The organism is Paramesorhizobium deserti (assembly GCF_001558695.1).
GTDB classification, from domain to species: Bacteria; Pseudomonadota; Alphaproteobacteria; order Rhizobiales; family Rhizobiaceae; genus Paramesorhizobium; species Paramesorhizobium deserti.
Genome location: NZ_LNTU01000012.1, coordinates 406,799 through 427,096, shown reverse-complemented (window position 1 = coordinate 427,096; position 20,298 = coordinate 406,799). Strand labels below are relative to the sequence as shown.

General features: G+C 63.6%; 19 protein-coding genes. 11 read left to right on the top strand and 8 right to left on the bottom strand.

Annotated features, from left to right (window positions below):
- Position 1 precedes the first annotated feature (1 nt).
- The 4 genes from mch to ATN84_RS11130 all read right to left on the bottom strand — a co-directional run bounded on the left by mch (position 2) and on the right by ATN84_RS11130 (position 3,987).
- On the bottom strand, positions 2–976 hold the full coding sequence (mch, locus tag ATN84_RS11145) for a methenyltetrahydromethanopterin cyclohydrolase (protein ID WP_068881701.1): 975 nt from the start codon (positions 974–976) through the stop codon (positions 2–4).
- Positions 973–2,100 (bottom strand): ATP-grasp domain-containing protein, encoded by a 1,128-nt coding sequence (locus tag ATN84_RS11140; RefSeq protein ID WP_068881700.1) that lies wholly within the window; start codon positions 2,098–2,100, stop codon positions 973–975. The genes mch and ATN84_RS11140 overlap by 4 nt, the downstream gene beginning before the upstream one ends.
- Positions 2,078–2,950: an NAD(P)-dependent methylenetetrahydromethanopterin dehydrogenase gene (locus ATN84_RS11135; protein ID WP_201026362.1), complete on the bottom strand. Its 873-nt coding sequence runs from the start codon at positions 2,948–2,950 to the stop codon at positions 2,078–2,080. The genes ATN84_RS11140 and ATN84_RS11135 overlap by 23 nt, the downstream gene beginning before the upstream one ends.
- Positions 2,951–3,024: 74 nt before the next feature.
- Complete coding sequence (locus ATN84_RS11130) at positions 3,025–3,987, bottom strand: beta-ribofuranosylaminobenzene 5'-phosphate synthase family protein (RefSeq protein WP_068881698.1); 963 nt, start codon at positions 3,985–3,987, stop codon at positions 3,025–3,027.
- Between the two features lie 112 nt (positions 3,988–4,099).
- Between ATN84_RS11130 and ATN84_RS11125 the strand changes: the two genes are divergently transcribed.
- The 5 genes from ATN84_RS11125 (at position 4,100) to ATN84_RS11105 (ending at position 9,017) form a co-directional block, all read left to right on the top strand.
- The gene (locus tag ATN84_RS11125) at positions 4,100–4,498 is read left to right on the top strand and encodes a 4a-hydroxytetrahydrobiopterin dehydratase (RefSeq protein WP_068881697.1); all 399 of its coding nucleotides are present in this window, start codon (positions 4,100–4,102) and stop codon (positions 4,496–4,498) included.
- A gap of 196 nt (positions 4,499–4,694) precedes the next feature.
- Entirely contained in the window at positions 4,695–5,672 is a 978-nt protein-coding gene (locus ATN84_RS11120; protein ID WP_068881696.1) for a molybdopterin-binding domain-containing protein, read from the top strand.
- Positions 5,666–7,309 carry a formylmethanofuran dehydrogenase subunit A gene (locus ATN84_RS11115; protein WP_068881695.1) on the top strand — a complete coding sequence of 548 codons (1,644 nt, stop codon included), beginning with the start codon at positions 5,666–5,668 and terminating at the stop codon, positions 7,307–7,309. Before ATN84_RS11120 ends, ATN84_RS11115 begins: the two co-directional genes overlap by 7 nt.
- The gene (gene fhcD / locus ATN84_RS11110) at positions 7,297–8,205 is read left to right on the top strand and encodes a formylmethanofuran--tetrahydromethanopterin N-formyltransferase (protein ID WP_068881694.1); all 909 of its coding nucleotides are present in this window, start codon (positions 7,297–7,299) and stop codon (positions 8,203–8,205) included. Before ATN84_RS11115 ends, fhcD begins: the two co-directional genes overlap by 13 nt.
- Positions 8,202–9,017 (top strand): formylmethanofuran dehydrogenase subunit C, encoded by an 816-nt coding sequence (locus ATN84_RS11105; RefSeq protein ID WP_068881693.1) that lies wholly within the window; start codon positions 8,202–8,204, stop codon positions 9,015–9,017. The genes fhcD and ATN84_RS11105 overlap by 4 nt, the downstream gene beginning before the upstream one ends.
- A gap of 106 nt (positions 9,018–9,123) precedes the next feature.
- Here the strand turns inward: ATN84_RS11105 and ATN84_RS11100 are convergent, their stop codons facing one another.
- Genes ATN84_RS11100 through ATN84_RS11090 form a run of 3 tightly spaced genes read right to left on the bottom strand, consistent with a single transcriptional unit; the run spans position 9,124 to position 12,898 of the window.
- Entirely contained in the window at positions 9,124–11,415 is a 2,292-nt protein-coding gene (locus ATN84_RS11100) for a xanthine dehydrogenase family protein molybdopterin-binding subunit (protein WP_068881692.1), read from the bottom strand.
- Positions 11,412–12,395: an FAD binding domain-containing protein gene (locus ATN84_RS11095; RefSeq protein WP_068881691.1), complete on the bottom strand. Its 984-nt coding sequence runs from the start codon at positions 12,393–12,395 to the stop codon at positions 11,412–11,414. Before ATN84_RS11095 ends, ATN84_RS11100 begins: the two co-directional genes overlap by 4 nt.
- Before the next feature lie 5 nt (positions 12,396–12,400).
- Positions 12,401–12,898: a (2Fe-2S)-binding protein gene (locus ATN84_RS11090; protein WP_068881690.1), complete on the bottom strand. Its 498-nt coding sequence runs from the start codon at positions 12,896–12,898 to the stop codon at positions 12,401–12,403.
- 272 nt (positions 12,899–13,170) lie between these two features.
- On the opposite strand from ATN84_RS11090, the gene ATN84_RS11085 reads away from it, so the two are divergent.
- Together ATN84_RS11085 and ATN84_RS11080 are read left to right on the top strand one after the other, a co-directional pair.
- Positions 13,171–13,806 carry a TetR/AcrR family transcriptional regulator gene (locus tag ATN84_RS11085; RefSeq protein ID WP_068881689.1) on the top strand — a complete coding sequence of 212 codons (636 nt, stop codon included), beginning with the start codon at positions 13,171–13,173 and terminating at the stop codon, positions 13,804–13,806.
- Positions 13,807–13,936: 130 nt separating this feature from the next.
- Positions 13,937–14,293, top strand: a complete 357-nt coding sequence (locus ATN84_RS11080) for a hypothetical protein (RefSeq protein WP_244491059.1) — start codon at positions 13,937–13,939, stop codon at positions 14,291–14,293.
- 22 nt (positions 14,294–14,315) lie between these two features.
- On the opposite strand, the gene ATN84_RS11075 is transcribed toward ATN84_RS11080, so the two are convergent.
- Entirely contained in the window at positions 14,316–15,026 is a 711-nt protein-coding gene (locus ATN84_RS11075; RefSeq protein ID WP_068881687.1) for an SDR family oxidoreductase, read from the bottom strand.
- Between the two features lie 194 nt (positions 15,027–15,220).
- Here ATN84_RS11075 and ATN84_RS11070 point away from each other — a divergent pair, with 194 nt between their 5' ends.
- The 4 genes from ATN84_RS11070 (at position 15,221) to alaS (ending at position 20,270) form a co-directional block, all read left to right on the top strand.
- Positions 15,221–15,889: a YiaD family glycine zipper/OmpA-like lipoprotein gene (locus tag ATN84_RS11070; RefSeq protein ID WP_068881686.1), complete on the top strand. Its 669-nt coding sequence runs from the start codon at positions 15,221–15,223 to the stop codon at positions 15,887–15,889.
- Between the two features lie 12 nt (positions 15,890–15,901).
- Complete coding sequence (locus tag ATN84_RS26835; protein ID WP_153020186.1) at positions 15,902–16,207, top strand: hypothetical protein; 306 nt, start codon at positions 15,902–15,904, stop codon at positions 16,205–16,207.
- A gap of 6 nt (positions 16,208–16,213) precedes the next feature.
- Positions 16,214–17,305 (top strand): recombinase RecA, encoded by a 1,092-nt coding sequence (recA, locus tag ATN84_RS11065; RefSeq protein ID WP_068881685.1) that lies wholly within the window; start codon positions 16,214–16,216, stop codon positions 17,303–17,305.
- A 307-nt stretch (positions 17,306–17,612) separates the two neighbouring features.
- Positions 17,613–20,270, top strand: coding sequence for an alanine--tRNA ligase (gene alaS, locus ATN84_RS11060; RefSeq protein ID WP_068881994.1), 2,658 nt, complete (start codon positions 17,613–17,615; stop codon positions 20,268–20,270).
- The last annotated feature ends 28 nt before the right edge of the window (positions 20,271–20,298 follow it).

Sequence of the window (20,298 nt, the reverse complement as noted above, 5' to 3'; positions counted from 1 at the left end):
TTCAGCCAAGGGATTGCTCCAGCATTGCATGATCAGGTCCGCCGCTGCGAAAAGTCTCGCCGCTTTCGACCGCCGTGACGCTCACCTCGGCCGGGCTGAAGAGATGCGGGTCGATGGCGTAGAAATCGCCCTTGAATGCCTTGAAGATGTCGGCGAAGGGCTGGCCGTAATCGCGTGACGTCCGACTGGGGAGCTTTTCGGCAAGCGCGCGCGCATCGCTCGCCGGGCCGCGCACGAAGAGCTGCACCAGTCCGCCATAGATGATGGCGTCGTTTGTCCGGCCCATGGCCTTGAGGAAATCCGGGTGGGGGGCGGGCAGCGGCGCACAGCCGGCGCCGTCGACGATCGCATCGAGCGGGAATTTCAAATCATGCGCCTTGTGCAGCGCCACTTCCAGCACGCGGCCGACGATCTGCACCGAGCCCGTGAGGCTCTGCGTCGGCGCATAGATGAAGGTGAGCGCCTCGGCCCTCAGGCCCGTCGCCCGCGAGACCTTCTCCACCACCTCCGGCGGCGGCGGAGAGGCGGCTTCCAGTACGATCACCGACGATCGCGCATTCGGCTCCTGATAGGGGATTTCCTCGAAGAGCGGCTCGGTACGGGCGAGCGCCCTGACCGGCCCTGAGCCCATGGCGAAATATTTGCCATGAGAGAGGTTCCAGCCGGCATATTGACTGCCAAGACAGGCAAGGACGGGCTGCGACGAGCGAACGTTGATGCCGAGCGGCCATCGTCCGCCGCTCCGGTCGAGTTGCGCGGAAACCGTGCCGAGGCCGCCCATGCAGATCTCGACGACACGTAGGCCGGCATCGATGCCGCCTGGTGCATTCGCCCCCGCATCGATCAGATGCTCCCCCATGCGGCCACGGCTGTGCGCGACGCCGAGCCGTTCGGCGTTCTCGAGCATCTCGTCGACGATACGCTGAGCGTTGCGGTTCAGGAATGCCTGTCCATTCGTTATCTCTGCGGTTCTCATGGGGAACCTTCTTTCCAATGAGCTGCCAGTGCCCTGATACGGCTTTTGACGGCCCGTTCGGCTGATGCGGCCGAGCGGGCGCTGGCAAAGACGGTGCAGACGGGATCACCGGCATCAAGCACGGAGCCTGGAGGCTGGTGATCGGCCGTCATATCGGGCCATTCAATTGGCGGGAAAAGCTGGATGGGATGGGAGGTGTAGGCGATCGCCGAGGCGACCGATCCGGCATAGGCAGGACGCTTCACGGTGGTGCCCCGCACGGCGTTGAGATGCTCGCGTAGCAGTGGCGTTTCCTTGCTGTCAAAGATATCCAGCGTCGCGCCGGGGCGCGGGTTTATCTCGATCAGCCAGAGGCCGGACGGACCGTCGATGAAATCGGCCGAGCATAGCCCGACAAGGCCGGTCCGCGCCGTCAGCATCGTCAGCCATGCGCCGATCTGGGCGCGCTTGCGTTTATGGTAGCGCAGAAGCCGCACCGCGCCGCCATAACGGTAGGGGGAGGTTTCCGACGGTGCCGACCACTGGCGGCTAAAGCCGATGAGACGTACTTCCTTCCCGTCGGCGATGAAGAGCGCGGAAATGTTCCTCCCCTCAACGAAACGTTGGAAATAACGGTCCGGCTTGTCTGCGCCGGCGCCGGCAAGCGTCACATGCGAGCCGCCGGCGCCGCCGGCAAGCTTCATCAGCCAGCCATCGAGGCGTTCAGGCCGGTCCATACGGATTTCCGGGTGCGGGATTCCGAGCGAAGTGCAGAGAGCGGCAAGGCTCGCCGGATCCTTGACGGCGCGCATGGTCCGGGCGCTGTTGCCGGCGACGAAGAAGTGCCGGGCGATCGCGTCCACCATCTCAGGCGTCCGCTCGAAGCCCGAACCATAGATCACGGCCTGCGGAACGTCGCCGTCGGCAAGTGCTGCCAGCCGCTCCACGAGCCCGTCGGGCTCGATGCCCGTCTGCAGGTTGCCCGGCAGTCTGATCGCGCGTTCGGCAAGCCGCAGCGTGTCGGAGTCGTTGAACAAGTCGGCGACAAATGGCCTGAAGCCCGCGCGGCACGCAGCGGCGGCAAGCGAACGGCCGGAGATCGCGGCGATCAGGACCGGGGAATTATTTTGCAAGGTCGCGGGCAAGGGTAAAGGCGTCCCGAAAATCGAAGATAACAGGCTTTTTCGCCTCGATCATGCGGACGAACAGGCCGGATTGCGTCTTGTATTTCACATTACCGATGGAGAGCGGGCCGATGCCGATGGCTTTTGTGCCGTCGAGCTGCTCGCCATTGGCGTTGACCTTCAGCCCCTCGATGCCGGCGGGTGGCACGGCATTGACATCGGCTGCGACCAGAAGATCGGGCGCATTCTGCAACTGCGCCGTGGAGATGACCTGCACGCCGGCTTTTGCTGCGGCCAGCAGCACGTTCGCGCCCTTGACGATCTCGCTCTTCTTTTCCTCGCTCGATCCGTCGACCGGCGTCACCGTCACGCCGAAACGATCCTTGATCGACGCCGCGATCTCCTCGACACGGCGCAACCCGTCATGGCCGACGATCTTCACATCGGCGCCCTCGCTGGCCGCGATCACCGCCGTGCAATAGCCGACGACGCCCGTCGCACCGAAGATCGCCACCGAAACGTCGGCAAGCCTCCGCTCATGGTGCTTGGCAAGGGCCTTCTCCACCTTGGCGACCATCGCCGCGGCGGTGGTGAAGGAACCCGCCGGATCGGCGAAGACCGAGATTTCGAACGGCGGCACCATGGCCTTTTTCGCGGCGTCGAGCATATCGAGCCCCGTCGGGGCGTCCTTGCCTGCGAGGAAAATCCCGGTCGCTACACCGGCGTCGGGTGGGCGCGAGAAGATCGCATCCTGGACGAGATTGCCGACATCTGACAGGCCGACATCGGTATAGGGGACGACCGCGTCATAGCCGGCGTCGATCGCGATGTTCACGTCGAACGGGCTCATCTGCCGCAAGGGCGTCAGCATGTGGAGAATGGTCTTGCGGGTCACGTCTTCCGCTTCCTTTCGATGGTTGTGGCGCCCATCGGTTCTGTTGCCGTTTACATCGAGACGAGGTCGAGGGTGCTGCGGATGATCTCCGCTCCCCCGTTCCTGCCGGGGACGATCCGGATGGAGACCGCATCCGGCTCGCCGATCGCATCGACGATCCGCCTCGCTTCGGCCTGTGACCGTGCGAAGGCAAAGCCGGTCGGTCCCCATGAGCTCTGGCCGATGCCGATCGCACCGGCGGATTTGAGTTTCGCCAGGGTCGCGCCGACCGCCTTGCTGGTGAAGGCGCCGCCCTGGGCGGGGGAGAAATAGGCGCCGATTTCCGTCTGCACGGCCTCGACAGCTTTGCCGAAGGCGGCGATATCCTGTTCGATGAGCGCCGGTATGACCCCCATCAGCACCTGCCGGCAGATCGCGGCGGAACTGGCGTCGGGAAAGGCGGGCAGGGTACGGAAGGCCTCGATCTCCGCCTCGCCGTGAATGCCTTGCGTCCTCTCGTCGAGAACGAGGATGACGCGCCAATCCTCGGGGAAGGGGATGTGGGTGATAACCGTCGGCGGCTGGCTCTGGTGGAACCGGCCGGCATCGACGATCAGCCCGCCTTTTTCAAAGGCCGCGATGCCGATGCCCGATCGGGTGCCGCGGCCGAGCAGCAGCGCGTCGTTGCGGCTGTCGAGCGGCAGCCGGTGCAGGGTGCGCAGCGCCGCGGCGACCGCCAGCGCGATCTGCGTGCCCGAGCCGAGCCCCGCATGACGCGGAATGGTCCTGTGGATGACGATACGATGCTGCCCCCGAAGGCCGAGCTGCTCGCACAGCCGGATGAGGTGATCGGTGACGCGGTCGCGTTCTTCGCCTTCGACCGATGTTTCGCGGGCGCGGGAAATCGTCAGTTCCGTTGCAATATCTTCAAGCGGCAGGCCGATGCTGCCGAAACGGCCGCCATCCTTCCTCGGCATGTCGAGAAAACCAAGATGCAGACGGGCAGGGACTTTTATGGAGACGGAGTCCGACATTCGTTCTCGTATACGTTTGAACGCATTTTTCAGAAATCGGGCCCTGACTTATGATATCGTCTTTCGATCAGGACGCAAGCCGGATGCACAGAATTGCAGGAGGATTTCCGCGATGGCCGATCAGAGCAGCGAGACGAAGCCCAAGGCAAAAACCTATTCGGAGGAGGAGATCGTTGCGCGGCTGCAGAAGGAACTGCCGCACTGGCGTTACGAGAACGGCTGGATCCGCCGCAAATACAAGACGCATGGCTGGAAGGGGACGCTGATGGTCATCAATACGGTGGGCCATCTGGCGGAGGCCGCCTGGCACCACCCCGATTTAAAGGCGTCCTATGCCTGGGTCGAGGTCATTTTGATGTCGCATGATGCGAAGGGCATCACGGACAGGGATTTCGAGCTGGCGCGAAAGATCGAAGAGGTGGTCCAGTGGCAGCCCGGAAAAGAGGGCGCCGCACTCGAGGGTACGCCTGCCACCGACCAGCGCTTCGCCTATGTGAAATATGACGATTAAACGCGCGATATTTCACATGGCAGAGGGTTCACATTTGCCGAAAATTGACTAAGCTTTGTAGCGGCACCAGAAAGTCGCGGGATTTATGTCGGTTGCATGGGTCGGCAGCCAGGTAGTATCTTTATCAGACGCAATTCAGCATGCTGCAAAGCTTCTGGCGTCCAGCCACTGCCCGGTTATTTCATTTGATGCGGATGTGCATGGCACCCGCAGCGTCATTGCTTTGGCCGAAAAGCTTGGCGCAGCCTATGATCACATCAGGGGCAGGGATCTCGTTAACGAGATTACGCTCTTCACCTCTTATGGCGGCATGTTCACCACGCCGGGCGAGGTGCGTCGGCGCGCCGATCTTGTCGTCCTCGTCGGTGATATTCCCGCCGAGCATCACGATCTGATCCTGTCATGGGCGTCCGCGCCGGCCGATCTTGCCGCCAAGGACGCGCGGCGCTGGTTTCATCTGAAGGCAAACCGGCCGGCTCCCGACAATACCGGAATGAATAGCCTCTCCCGAAAGGTCAAGGCAGTCGCCCTTTCCGCTGAAGGGGCTTCGCTCGGCTCGGCCGTGGCGCTGTTGCGTGCCGAACTTGCGGACAGGCCGACTGTCACTTCCCTTACCAATCTCGACAAGCTCAAGAAGGCGCTGGCGGAAGCCGCCTTTCCCGTCTTCGTCTTCTCAGGCAATACCGATGAGCCGATGAGCCTCGCCATGCTGCAGGGCCTGGTTGCCGATCTCAACAAGGCGAAGCGCGCCAGCAGCCTTTTCCTGCCGACGGACGATGCCGCCTGGGGCGCGGTGCTGACCTGCGTCTGGGCGACGGGCTTTCCGCCGCGCACCGGCTTTCCCAACGGCGCGCCGGTTTATGATCCCCGGCGTTGGGATATAGAGCGGATGCTGCGGGAGAAGGAAGCGGATCTGCATCTCTGGATATCGGCGCGCGACAGCGCATCGCCGGCGAGACGGGGCGGGATTCCGTTCATTGCGCTCGTGCGCACCATAAGCCCGGTGCCGGGTGCCGCTGTCACCATTGCGGTCGCCAGGCCCGGTGTCGATCATGACAGCGTGACCTATTCGAGCCGCATCGGGACATTTCGGGCGGAGCGCGCCAGCGCTCCGTCGGACCAGCCGGAAGTCGCCGACATTGTCCGGGAACTGGCGGAGGCGCTGCCATGCTGATCCGGCTGAAAGGCGGCGAGATCATCGATCCCGTCAATGATGCGAGAGGGGGCGCCAGCGCCAGACGGGACCTGTGGATCGAGAATGGCTTCATTATCGAAGCACCGGAGGGCAGGCGCGCCGATCGGACCTATGATGCTTCCGGCTGCATCGTCATGGCGGGCGCGATCGACATCCATTCCCATATCGGCGGCGGCAATGTGAACACCGCCCGGCTGCTCCTGCCGGAGCACCATTCCGCGCATCTGCCGCGCCCCGCAGACACACCGCTCGCCAATGCGGGCTGGTCGACCTTCACTACCGGCTGCCTCTATGCGCAGATGGGTTTCACCACCGTGGTCGAGCCGGCCATGTCCCCCTACAGTGCCCTGCACACCCATCTGGAACTCGCCGATATCCCCATCATCGACAAGGCGACCCTCACCATTCTCGGCAATGACGATTTCCTGCTGTCACTGATCCGCGATGGAAAATCGGCCGATATGGTGGATGATTATGTCGCCTGGACGCTCGCCGCGACGAATTCGCTGGGCGTGAAGGTGATCAATGCCGGGGCGGCCGCCGCCTTCAAGGAGAATGTCCGCTCCTTCTCCTTCGACGACATCGTGCCCGCCTACGGCGTGAGCTCACGCCAGATCGTCAAGACGCTGCAGTCCTCGGTCAACCGGCTCGGCGTGCCGCATCCGCTCCATGTCCACGCGAACAATCTCGGTCTTGCTGGCAGCGCCGACACCGCGTCTGTCACCATTGACGCCACCGAAGGCATGCCGCTGCATCTGGCCCACCTTCAGTTCTATGGCTATGGCACTGAAGGAAAACGGAAATTCTCTTCCGAAGCCGCGCGGCTGGCGGAGCAGGTGAACAGCAATCCCGATGTCACCATCGATGTCGGCCAGGTGATGTTCGGCCAGACGGTGACGATCTCGTCCGACGTCACAAGGCAGTTCCTGGCGATCGGCAATGCCAGCCCGAAAAAGACAATCATCATCGACGGCGACGGCAATGGCGGCGGCATCGTGCCTTATCGTTACAAGGAGAATTATTACGGTTCGCTGCAATGGGCGGTGGGGCTGGAACTCTTTCTGCTGATCAACGATCCCTGGCGCGTGTTCTTCACCACCGACCACCCGAACGGTGCACCTTTCACCGCCTACCCCGATCTGTTCGAGCTTTTGATGAGCCGCGAGGCCCGCGACCGGCAGGTGGCGGAACTCAACGCTGCGGCTCTGGAACTGACAACGCTCCCCTCGATCAGCCGCGAATATACGCTTGAGGAAATCGCCATCATGACGCGCGCCGCGCCGGCAAAGCTGCTGGGGTTGAAGGACCGCGGCCATCTCGGCCCGGGCGCCATCGCCGATATCGCCGTCTACCGCAGGGGCAGGGACATCGCGGCCATGTTCCGCGAGGCGGCCCTTGTCTTCAAGGATGGCGATCTCGTGGTCGAGAACGGCAAGGTCGTCAATTTCCGCTGGGGCAGGGCGCTGCGGCTCAGGCCGGAACCCGACAAGACCATGGTGCGGCGGATGCAGGCCTATCACGAGGAACGTTATGGCCTGTCGCTCGACTGGTTCACCTTTCCCGACAGCGCGCTCAGGCGGGACGAGCCCTTCGCGGAGGTGCCATGCAACCGCTGACCCGCAACGGCATCGTAATCGACGACACGTTTGCCGAGGCTTTCGGCATGCGCGCCACGGCCATCATTATCACCGCGCCGACGCTGAAATGGGCCCGCCAGGCGGCAACGACCATGACCGGCTATGCAACCTCCGTCATCGGCTGCGGCTGCGAGGCGGCGATCGATCTCGATCTGCCGCCGTCGAAGACGCCCGATGGCCGGCCGGGTTGCCGGGTCATGCTCTTCGCCGTCAGCACGGATGAATTGCAGCGCCAGCTCCGGAACCGGGTCGGCCAGTGCGTGCTGACCTCGCCGGGCAGCGCCTGTTTCGCCGGGATGGAGGGTGGAACGCCGCTCAATCTGGGTAGCTCGCTGCGCTATTTCGGCGATGGCTGGCAGATATCGAAGAAATTCGGCGGCAGGCATTACTGGCGCATCCCTGTTATGGACGGGGAGTTCCTCTGCGAGGCGACAACGGGGATGACCAAGGAAGCCGTCGGCGGCGGCAATTTCCTGCTGCTTGCGGCGGATGCTGAAAAGGCGCTCCTTGCGGCCGAGCGCGCCGTGGCGGCCATCGGCAAAATCCCCGGCACTATCATGCCGTTCCCAGGCGGTATCGTGCGCTCCGGGTCGAAAATCGGCGCCAAATACAAGGGAATGACCGCCTCCACCAACGATGCCTTCGCGCCGACGCTGCGCGGCGTGGTGAAGAGCGAACTCAGCCCCGAGATCAATGCCGTGCTGGAGATTGTCATCGACGGGGAGACGAATGAGGCGGTGTCGGCGGCCATGCGTGCCGGGCTGAAGGCCGTGATTGATCTCGGGCCGAAGCGTGGCGCATTGCGCATCAGCGCCGGCAATTATGGCGGCAAGCTCGGCAAGTTCCATTATCACCTGAAGGACCTGCTGCCATGAAAGGGCTGACCTTCACGCTGCGCGCCGAGCCGGAGGAACGGCTCGACCTTTCCGCGCTCACTCCCGACCGGCTCGATGGCATGAGCGTTGCGGAGATCGCGAAGCTGCGCGTCGGCATCAGCCGGCGGCCGGCGCTCGTCGGCGACATCTTCAGGATCACCGGTAAGGACGTCTCGCAAATCGCCTTTGATGGCGGCAGCTCACGCTTCGACGGCATTGGCACCGGCATGAGTGGCGGTACGCTCTACGTCTCGGGCGATGTCGGTGCACAAGCCGGGCGAAAGATGACGGGCGGGACGATCGTCATCGAAGGCAGTTGCGGAATCCATGCCGGTTCTGGAATGATCGGCGGGAAGCTGGAAATTCACGGCCATGCCGGGGATTATCTCGGCGGGCCGCTCGCCGGCGAAATGCTCGGCATGGAGGGCGGCGTGCTGGTCGTGCGCGGCCGGGCGGGGCACTATGCCGGCGACCGGATGCGCCGTGGCGTCATCGCCATTCTCAAAGGCTGCGGCGACTATGCCGGCAGCCGCATGATCGCCGGCAGCATCGCCGTCAAGGGCAGGGTCGGCGCTATGCCGGGCTATATGATGAAGCGCGGCTCGCTGCTCTTCGACCGGCGGCCGGAGACACTCTCACCGACCTTCATCGATTGCGGCCGGGTGGATATCGCCTTTTCCGGCCTCTTCGACCGTTATCTGATCGAGGAGGGGATTCTGGATAAACCGCTTTTGGGCCGGAAGCCTGGAAAATATGGCGGTGATACTGCAGTCCTGGGGAAGGGGGAGATCCTGTTCCGCCTGGGGCGGTGAGTTGATCTGGATTCAGCCGTCGCTTGTGAATTTCACCCCCCTCTGGCCTGCCGGCCAGAGGGGGGTAGAAGTGCTTCGCACTCTCCTCCGTTTTCACGCTCATTTCCTAAATCAGCTTCTCCAGCGTGATCGGCAGATCGCGCACCCGCTTGCCCGTCGCGTGGAAGACGGCGTTGGCGATTGCCGGGGCGACGCCGACGATGCCGACTTCGCCGACACCCTTGCCGCCCAGCACGGAGGCATGCGGGTCGGGTACGCCGACCGAGATCACCTCGATATCGGGAATGTCGGCATTGGTGGCCACGAGATAATCACCGAGATTGTTGTTGACGACGCGGGCGCGGCGCGGATCGATCAGACCTTCCTCGAGAAGCGCCTGGCCGATGCCCATAATGATGCCGCCCTTCCACTGGCTCTCGACCAACTTCGGGTTATAGAGCCGGCCGCAATCGAAGGCCGAGACTACGCGCGAGACACGCACCGTGCCGAAATCCTCATCGACTTTCACCTCGACGAAATGGGCGCACCAGCTGTGCATCGAATAATCGCCATCGGTCGGCGCGCGCATGAGCGACATGGTCGTCCAGGCCTTCATGCGCCCCACGTCATTGGCAAGCGCCTCGGGCAGCGTGTCCCGCTTCACCTCGATCCGGTCGCGGCCGATCCGCGCCATCAGTTCGGCGATGGAGATAGCCGGCCCGTCGCCGCGCGGCGTTGCGATCTGGCCGTTGGCTATCGCCAGCGTGTTAGCGCCGCTCTCCCTGAACGGGGAGTTCGGGTCGTTGAGCGCCAGCGCGATCAGTTCCTCCCGCGCCGCCGATGCCGCCTTGTGGACGGCGCCGGTCATGACGCCGGCGAGCATCGAGCCGCCGGCGACCGCCGCGCCGGGCAATGATGAATCGCCTAACCGCACCTCCACTTGATCGACCGGCACGCCGAGCGCTTCGGCCGCCGTCTGGGCGAGGATCGTATAGGTGCCTTGGCCCATGTCGATCGCGCCGCTGATCACCTCCACCTTGCCGTCCTTGCGGATGGCGATAAGCGCCTCGCCATAGGCGCGGATGACGGGGAAGGTGCCGATCGCCACGCCCCAGCCGATGAGCGTGTGGCCGTCGCGCATGGAGCGCGGCTCGGGGCTGCGCCTTGACCAGCCGAAGGCCTCGGCCCCCGCCGTCAGCGCCTCGCGGAGCTGCCGCGTCGACCAGGGCTTGCCCGATTGCGGATCCCTCTCGGCATGGTTTTTCAGCCTGAGCTCGACCGGGTCGATGCCGAGCGCATGGGCCAGCTCGTCCATGGCGCTTTCGATGCCGAAGGCGCTGGGGTTCTTGCCCGGCGCGCGCAGTGCCCCCGGCGTGACCGTGTTGACCGGCACCAGCCGGTTCTCGGACGAGAAATTCGGGACGGCGTAGAGGAGCGGCGTTGCGGCGCCTGTGTTCTCCACCCAAGTCCCGACCATCGAGGTCTCGTTGGCACCCCGATGGATGAGCGCCTGGAGCATGCCGTCCTCGCTTGCGCCGAGTGCTATCTTCTGGCGCGTCGCCGCGCGGCCGCCATAGGCGGTGAAAGTCTGCGGCCGGGTGATGGCGAGTTTCACCGGGCGGCCGAGCTTCTTCGCCGAAGCGGCGGCGAGCGCGCCGTAGAAGGATGCGGTCGCCTTGGAGCCGAAGCCGCCGCCGATGAAGGGCGAGATCAGCGTCACATTCTCGTAAGGCAGCCCGAACCATTCGGCGTAGGAGCGCGCCATGCCGTGCGTCCACTGGCTCGGCTCGAAGATGGTGAGGCGGTCGCCTTCCCAGGTGGCGGTGAGGCCATGTGGCTCGATCGTCACATGATATTCGCGCGGCGTGCGGTATTCGCCTTCGACCTTGACCGGCACGGCGGCAAGTGCTGCCTCGGCCTCGCCCCAACTCACGGTCAGATTGTCGACAAGATTGCCTTCACCGGCCCTGGGATCGTCGAGGCCGGCGATCGCCTGTGTCTCCTCAGAGGTTACCTTGACAAGGGATGCCGCTGCGGTCGCCTGTTCGAGCGTTTCCGCGATCACCACCGCAACGGCCTGGCCGTTGAAGGTGATCTCGGGAATGAGCGGACGATAGCTGCCCTCGGCGCGATTGCCGAACCAGTCGGAGGCGGTGGCGAGGCCGAGGTCGTCATCGGGCGTGAGCACGAGGAGCACGCCGGGCGCGGCTTCGGCAGCCTTTGTGTCGATCGCCGTCATCCGGCCAGCCGCGATCGTGCTCGGCACCAGCACGGCATAGGTGAGGTTTTCGAGCCGGTGCTCCAGGGCATAGGTGGCTCCGCCGGTGATCTTGAGGCGGCCATCGATGCGCGAATGGCGTCCGCCGACGCCGCTGCCGTCGGAGGCTTCGCCACGCTGTCTGGTCTCGATAACATTCATGCCGCACCTCCTGCATTCAAAATGGCGCGCGCGACGATGCGCGGCGCAAGTTCGATCTTGTAATGATTGCCGCCATGATTGGCCGCGCCTTCGACGGCGAGCAGGCTGGCGCGCCTTACCGCTTCCGGCTCCAGCGCCTTGCCCTTCAGCGCGTCTTCCACGGCGCGGGCGCGCCATGGCTTGGTGGCTACGCCGCCAAGCGCCACGCGCAGGTCGCGGATCGTTCGGCCGTCCGTCTCCAGTTCGATGCCCACTGCGGCACTCGCCGCCGCGAACTCGTAGGATTGCCGGTCGCGCACCTTCAGATAGGTGGAGCGCCGCGCGGCGGGCGAGGCGGGAATGGTGATCGCGGTGATCATCTCGCCCGGCTCGATCGCATGTTCCTTCTCGGGCGTGCCGCCCGGCAGGAGAAAGAAGTCGTCTATCGCTACACTGCGCTCGCCCAGATGGACCATGGCGTCTAAGGCTGTCAGCGCCACGGCGAGATCGCCGGGATAGGTGGCGATGCAGGCGCCGCTGGTGCCGAGGATCGCGTGATTGCGGTTGACACCGCCGATCGCCGAGCAGCCCGAGCCCGGCGCGCGCTTGTTGCAGGCGGGAAAGGTCGCCGGATCGCGGAAATAGGCGCAGCGCGTGCGCTGCATCAGATTGCCGCCAATCGTCGCCATATTGCGGATCTGCTGCGAGGCCGCCTGCCAGAGCGCTTCCGAGACGGCGGGGAATTGGCCGCGGATGCCGGCGTCATCGGCGACATGGCTCATCCGGGCGAGCGCGCCGATATAGGCGCCCTCGGCATCGACGCGAATATCGTCGAGGCCCTTCAGGTGGCTGATATCGATGACCTGCTCAGGCTCCGTCACACCGCATTTGGCGAGGTCGAGAAGGGTAGTGCCGCCGGCAAGCAGCATGGCGGCGGGGAGGGTGGCGGCGCGGCGCGCTTCGTCCGCCGAGCCGGCGCGATGATAGGAAAAGTCTCTCATGATATTTACTCCGCAGCCTGTTTTTGCGCTGTCAGCTCTTCCGCGGCCTGGCGGACGGCGGCGACGATGTGCGGGTAAGCGCCGCAGCGGCAGAGATTGCCCGACATATATTCGCGGATCTCCTCGTCCGATCCGGCATGGCCCTCGCGGATGCAGGCGACGGCGGACATGATCTGACCCGGCGTGCAATAGCCGCACTGGAAAGCGTCATATTCGAGAAAGGCCGCCTGCACCGGGTGCAATTCGCCATTCGGCCCGGCGAGACCCTCGATGGTGGTGACCGCCCGGCCTTCCGCCTGCGCGGCCAGCGTCAGGCAGGCAAGCACGCGCTCGCCGTCGACATGCACCGTGCATGCGCCGCACTGGCCGTGGGCGCAGCCCTTCTTGGTGCCGGTAAGGCCCAGATGCTCGCGTAGCGCGTCGAGCAGCGTGACGCGCGGCTCGATGTCGAGCGCCTCAGCGCGCCCGTTGATTTCCAGATGAACGGTCGTTCGATCAGTCATTTCCGTTCTCTCCATTGGTGGCGTGACGTCCGCCAGGTCCGATGCGGCGGTAAGGCAGAGGGCGTCAGGCCTGTTGTCAAATTTGTCAGGAGGATCGATGCTCGTCGGGGCTGCGGGGCCGGGAAGCCCTTGCAAGCGCAAAAGACATGGCATACTCGATCCCGGATGGAATAGTTGTACGAGGCACTCCAGATAAGTGGAGGAGCCTCCGTTTATGATCTTAGAGGCTTGCCGCTTGCGGTCAAGTCCTAAATTGCTGTTGGAGCTGAATATTGACGACGAAGCCGCCGGCTGGATCCGGAGAAGGCAAGCCTGAAGCGCCGGAAAAGCGCTTGCGGGCCGATGCCCGGCGCAATCGCGACAAGCTTCTGGAAGTCGCCCGCGCGGCCTTTGCCGAGCATGGCGTCGACACCTCGCTTGAAGAGATCGCGCGACGCGCCGGCGTCGGCATCGGCACGCTCTACCGGCATTTTCCCACCAGGGAACATCTGGTCGAGGTGATTTACCGTCGGGAGGTGGAGGCGCTGTGCGCGGCGGCCGGCGATCTGGCGCGGGATTATCCGCCGGATGTTGCGCTGGCGGAGTGGATGCAGCGCTTTGTCGATTATATCGCGACGAAGCGCGGCCTGGCGGGCAGCCTGCGCATCCTGCTGACGACCAATTGCGATCTTTTCTCCGATGTATCCAGTATGATCATGCAGGCGCTGCGCAGCCTGGTCGAGGCCGCGGTCGCCGATGGCTCCATTCGGGACGATGTGGAAAGCTCGGACGTGCTGCTGGCGCTTTCAGGCATCTATTCGGCACCCGATACGCCGGACTGGCGCGACCGCTCCCGCAGGCTGGTCTCGCTGCTGATGGACGGGTTGCGCTGGGGCGCTCCGAAGGCGGAAGCGAAGCGGAAATCCTGAAACCGCGGTTCACGGCCCGATCACCAAAGTTTGTTTGCTGTTCACATTAGTGGTACGGTTGTGTATTTTGTAATATGCAATTTTATGTTGTATTTTTAAAGAGGTTTGACCGGATATGAAATTTTCCCGAATGCACATCCTTATCTCCGGGGCTATTCTGGCCTCAAGCACGGTCTGTGCCGCCGCCGATCAGCTCAAGACGATGGACGAAGTCGGCAAGGCGATCCAAGGCTGCTGGGTTGCGCCCGCCGGCATGGACATGGAGGGGTCCTTCGTTACGCTGAGTTTCAGTTTCCGGCGTGACGGAACGCTGTTCGGGCAGCCAAGGACAACGGCCATTCATGTGAAAGGCGATGACCAGGCGCGCAAGGCGTTCATCGATGCGGCCGTCGGAGCCATCGAGCGTTGCGCGCCGTTCGATTTTGCGCCGACGCTGGCCGCAGGGATCGGCGGGCGGGTATTTACCATACAGTTCACCTTGCCCTGAGCTTGTGGGCGGCGATCCTCGCTCACACGTGCCGCGTGATGCCGCCGTCGACGCGGATGTTCTGCCCGGTGATGTAGCCCGCATCGTCGGAGAGCAGGAAGGCTGCGGTCCTAGCGATCTCCTCAACCGTTCCGACCCGCTTCATCGGCACCGCATCGGCCGTTTCCGGCTTGTGGTCGAGGCTGTCGATATAGCCGGGAAGAAGGGCGTTCATGCGGATGTTGTCGGCGGCATAGCGGTCCGCATAGAGCTTGGTGTAGGCGCCGACCGCAGCGCGATAGGCGCAGGAGACGGGAAATTTCAGCGACGGCTCGAAGGCGGCGAAGGTGGTGATGTTGACCCAGGCGCCCTTGCCTTGCCTGAGCATGAGCGGCGTCACCAGCCGCGCCATGCGCACCACGTTCAGCACCATCATCTCGTTGCCGAGCACCCAGCCTTCGTCGGTGATGTCGAGAAGGTCGCCCTTCGGCGGGTGGCCGGTATGGTTGACCACGGCATCGATTCGGCCATAGCGGCTGACGGCTGCATCGACCAGCGCTTCGAGATCGGCCAGATTCTGCGCCGATCCCTTGAGGCCGACGCCGCCGAGCTCGTCCGCCAGTTCGGCGGCGCTTCCCGAAGGCGACATCAGCGCCAGGCGATAGCCCCGTTCGGCCAGCTCCCTTGCGATTGCAGCGCCCATGCCGCGCCCGCCGCCCGTTATCACCGCCACTGGCTTTTCGTTTTCCGCCATTATCCGCTTCTCCTCTCGCGCCTCATTTTCACGGCGGACGATAGCCAGCCGCGGCGTGCTTGGCCAGAGGGGAGGCGGCGGCATTGCCCGACGGCGGTTGCGGTGAGGCGGAGAGTGCGTTAACCAAGCCTTCACCTTATTGCCGCAATCGCTATTATCATCCGCGACGCATTCCAACCGGGGACCATCATCTCATGATCAAGAAGTTTTCCATTGCTGCCCTGGCGGCGACGTTTCTCGCAGGCTGCACCACCGATCCCTATACCGGGCAGCAGAAGATCTCGAATACGGCCGGCGGAGCGGCCATCGGCGCAGGTCTTGGCGCGCTGGGCGGCCTGGCCGTCGGCGGCTCGAGCCGTGCGCAGCGCAATGCCGTGCTGATCGGCGCGGGCATCGGCGCGCTCACCGGCGGCGCCATCGGCAATTATATGGACCGTCAGGAAGCCGAGCTGCGCGCCCAGCTCCAGGGCACGGGCGTTTCAGTCACCCGCAATGGCGACAACATCGTCCTGAACATGCCGTCGAACATCACCTTCGACACCGATCAGGATGCGGTGAAGAGCCAGTTCTATTCGACGCTCAATTCGGTGGCGATCGTGCTGCGCAAGTTCAACCAGTCGCTGGTCGACATCTACGGCCATACCGATTCGACCGGCAGCGCCAGTTATAACCAGCAGCTTTCGCAGCGTCGCGCCCAGTCGGTCGCCAATTATCTGGGCAGCCAGGGCATCGATCAGCGCCGTTTCGCCGTCATCGGCTATGGCGACACGCAGCCGATTGCTTCGAACTCTAGCGAAGCCGGCCGTGCACAGAACCGCCGCGTCGAGATCCAGATTTCGCCGCTTACCGGCGCTCAGGGGTAAAATCCGCCGGATATGGCAGATGCAGAAGCGCGGTCCTTCGGGGCCGCGCTTTTTTTATTGTCTGTCTTTTCCGATGGGCACGGCATGCCAAATCCAGCGCCCAAGCCGAATCGCATCATGAAGATGCTGGTCCCGGGCAGCGCATGGATCGCCTTTTTCGGGAAGCGAGATTGGCCGTCTACTCAAGAACATAGATGGAACATTTTTGGATTGTCTTTTGATTTCAAAGCGTTGATCGTCTTGCCAAATGAGAACAAAACAGATACAAATAGTTTTCAAGAACGGATCGTCCGGGCTTCATGCACCACACAGGGGTAGTGTAACATGTCTCAGAATTCGTTGCGGCTTGTTGAGGATAATTCAGTGGACAAGACAAAGGCTCTGGACGCGGCGCTGTCTCAGATCGAGCGGGCGTTCGGCAAGGGATCGATCATGCGGCTCGGCCAGAACGAGCAGGTGGTCGAGATAGAAACGGTTTCGACCGGATCGCTTTCACTCGATATCGCGCTTGGCGTGGGCGGTCTGCCCAAGGGGCGCATCATCGAGATCTACGGCCCGGAAAGCTCGGGCAAGACGACGCTGGCGCTGCATACGATCGCCGAGGCGCAGAAGAAGGGCGGCATCTGCGCCTTCGTCGATGCCGAGCATGCGCTCGATCCCGTTTATGCCCGCAAGCTGGGCGTCGATCTTGAAAACCTCCTGATCTCGCAGCCCGATACGGGTGAGCAGGCGCTGGAGATCACGGATACGCTGGTGCGCTCCGGCGCGATCGACGTGCTGGTGGTCGATTCCGTCGCTGCGCTCACGCCGCGCGCCGAGATCGAGGGTGAGATGGGCGATTCCCTGCCGGGCCTGCAGGCACGCCTGATGAGCCAGGCGCTGCGCAAGCTGACGGCATCCATCTCGCGATCCAATTGCATGGTCATCTTCATCAACCAGATCCGCATGAAGATCGGCGTCATGTTCGGCTCGCCGGAGACGACGACGGGCGGCAATGCGCTGAAATTCTATGCCTCCGTCCGCCTCGACATCCGTCGCATCGGCGCGGTCAAGGAGCGTGACGAGGTGGTCGGCAACCAGACCCGCGTGAAGGTGGTCAAGAACAAGCTCGCGCCGCCCTTCAAGCAGGTGGAGTTCGACATCATGTATGGCGCCGGCGTCTCCAAGACGGGCGAATTGGTCGATCTCGGCGTCAAGGCCGGCGTGGTCGAGAAATCAGGCGCATGGTTCTCCTATAATTCGCAGCGTCTGGGGCAGGGGCGCGAGAACGCCAAGCTGTTCCTGAAAGACAATCCGGAAATGGCGCGCGAGATCGAGCTGACACTGCGCCAGAATGCCGGCCTCATCGCCGAGCAATTGCTCGATGACGGCCCGGGCGAGCAGGATGATGACGGTCCTGCCTCGGCGGAGATGTAGAAGAAGCGCTGATTTCCGGAATTCGGTGATCGGCTCATATATTCAGGATGCGGCCCGCGCTTTCCCTCTCATGGAGGAAACAGCGCGGGCTTTTGCTTTTGTCCGGCGACATTCCGGCGGAATTTTCTCGCTGCTTTTCAGCTGCCGGATTATCTGGACAGGGGTGCGCGGCATCGCTAAAAGCGGGCGGTCCGGGCGCTGCCCGAATTTTGCGTCAAGAGCAGATGTCCGGGCTGAGATCAATTCAGAAGGCGAAGCCGGTCGGCCAGCGCATACCCGGCACGGCAAGAGCCCAAAGGTTTGGAACATGAGTGGCGTCAACGAGATACGGTCGATATTTCTCGATTATTTCAAGAAGAACGGACATGAGATCGTGCCGTCGAGCCCGCTCGTGCCGCGCAACGATCCGACATTGATGTTCACCAATGCGGGCATGGTGCAGTTCAAGAATGTCTTCACCGGCCTCGAGCAGCGTTCGTACAGCCGGGCGACCACCTCGCAGAAATGCGTGCGCGCCGGCGGCAAGCACAACGACCTCGACAATGTCGGCTATACCGCGCGCCATCACACCTTTTTCGAGATGCTCGGCAATTTCTCCTTCGGCGATTATTTCAAGGAGGAGGCGATCAGCCTCGCCTGGAACCTGATCACGAAGGAATTCGGCCTGGCGAAGGACAAGCTGCTCGTCACCGTCTACCACACCGATGACGACGCGGCGAATTTCTGGAAGAAGATTGCCGGCCTTTCCGATGACCGCATCATCCGCATCGCGACATCAGACAATTTCTGGGCGATGGGCGATATCGGCCCCTGCGGTCCCTGCTCGGAAATCTTCTATGACCATGGAGAGGATATCTGGGGCGGCCCTCCCGGAAGCGCGGAAGAGGATGGCGACCGTTTCATCGAGATATGGAACCTCGTCTTCATGCAGTTTGAGCAGCTGACGAAGGAGGAGCGCGTCGAACTTCCGCGTCCCTCCATCGACACCGGCATGGGGCTGGAGCGCATCGCGGCCGTTCTGCAGGGTGTCCACGACAATTACGATATCGATCTTTTCAAGGCGCTGATCCGCGCTTCGGAGGAGGCGACCGGCGTCAAGGCAGAGGGCAAGGCCCGCGCCAGCCACCGGGTAATCGCCGATCATTTGCGTGCGTCGAGCTTCCTGATCGCCGATGGCGTGCTGCCCTCCAATGAAGGGCGCGGCTATGTGCTCCGCCGCATCATGCGCCGGGCCATGCGCCATGCTGAGTTGCTTGGCGCGCGCGAACCGCTGATGTGGCGGCTCCTTCCGGCGCTGATCCGCGAGATGGGCCAGGCTTATCCCGAACTGATCCGTGCCGAGGCGCTGATCTCGGAGACGCTGAAGCTTGAGGAAACCCGCTTCCGCAAGACGCTGGAGCGCGGGCTCGGCCTGCTCGGCGAGGCGACGGAGAATCTGGGCGAGGGCGGCCGGCTCGACGGCGAGACGGCCTTCAAGCTCTATGACACCTATGGCTTCCCGCTCGATCTGACGCAGGATGCGCTGCGCCAGCGCGGCATCGGCGTCGATGTCGAGGGTTTCAACGCGGCCATGGAGCGCCAGAAGGCCGAGGCGCGCGCCAATTGGGCGGGCTCGGGCGAGGCGGCGACGGAAACCGTGTGGTTCTCCGTGCATGACAAGGTCGGTGCCACCGAGTTCCTGGGCTACGAGACGGAAGAGGCGGAAGGCATCATCACCGCGCTGGTGCGCGATGGCGCCGTCGTCGACAGCGTCGGGGAGGGCGAGACGGTTGCCGTCGTTGTCAACCAGACGCCGTTCTATGGTGAGTCCGGCGGCCAGGTGGGCGATGCCGGGACGATTTCCGGCGAGGATTTCATCATCGAAATCTCCGACACGCAGAAGAAGGGCGACGGAGTTTTCGTTCATATCGGCCGCGTGACGAAGGGCGAGGCGAAGACCGGCGCTGTCGTGGAGCTTGCCGTAAATTCGGCGCGCCGCACCCGCATCCGTTCCAACCATTCCGCGACCCATCTGCTGCACGAGGCGCTGCGCGAGATGCTCGGCACTCATGTCGCGCAGAAAGGTTCGCTGGTGGCGCCTGACCGCCTGCGTTTCGATTTCTCGCATCCCAAGCCGATTTTGGCGGAGGAATTGAAGCAGATCGAGGATATCGCCAACGCGATCGTGCTGCAGAACGCGCCCGTCACCACGCGGCTGATGGCCGTCGACGACGCCATTGCCGAAGGCGCGATGGCGCTTTTCGGCGAGAAATATGGCGACGAGGTGCGTGTCGTCTCGATGGGCACGGCGACGCAGGGGGCGAAGGCCGGCAAGTCCTATTCCACCGAGCTCTGCGGCGGCACCCATGTGCGCCGGACTGGCGATATCGGGCTTATCCGGGTCGTCTCGGAAGGCGCGGTCGCCGCTGGCGTTCGCCGCATCGAAGCGCTGACGGGCGAGGCGGCGCGGCGCTATCTCGAAGAGCAGGACGAGCGGGTGAAGGCGCTGGCGGCCACGTTGAAGACGACGCCCGCCGAAGCGCTCGACCGCGTCACCAGCCTCCTTGAGGAACGCCGCAAGCTTGAGCGCGAGCTGACCGAGGCACGCAAGAAGCTGGCGCTCGGCGGTGATGGAGCGCAGGCTGCCGCCGAAAACGAAACCGTCAATGGCGTGAATTTCATCGGCAAGGTGGTGTCGGGCGTTTCGCCGCGCGATCTGAAACCGCTTGCCGATGAGGGCAAGAAGCAGCTCGGCTCCGGCGTGGTCGCCTTCATCGGCGTCGGCGAGGATGGCAAGGCGAGCGCCGTCGTCGGCGTCACCGACGATCTGACCGCGCGCATCAGCGCCGTCGATCTCGTCCGTGCGGCTTCGGCCGCGCTCGGCGGTTCGGGTGGTGGTGGCCGTCCCGATATGGCCCAGGCGGGCGGTCCGGAAGGCGCCAAGGCATCGGAGGCGATCGCAGCGGTCAGGGCCGCGCTTCAATAGTCCCGCCAGGAAATAGGTCGATCCGCCT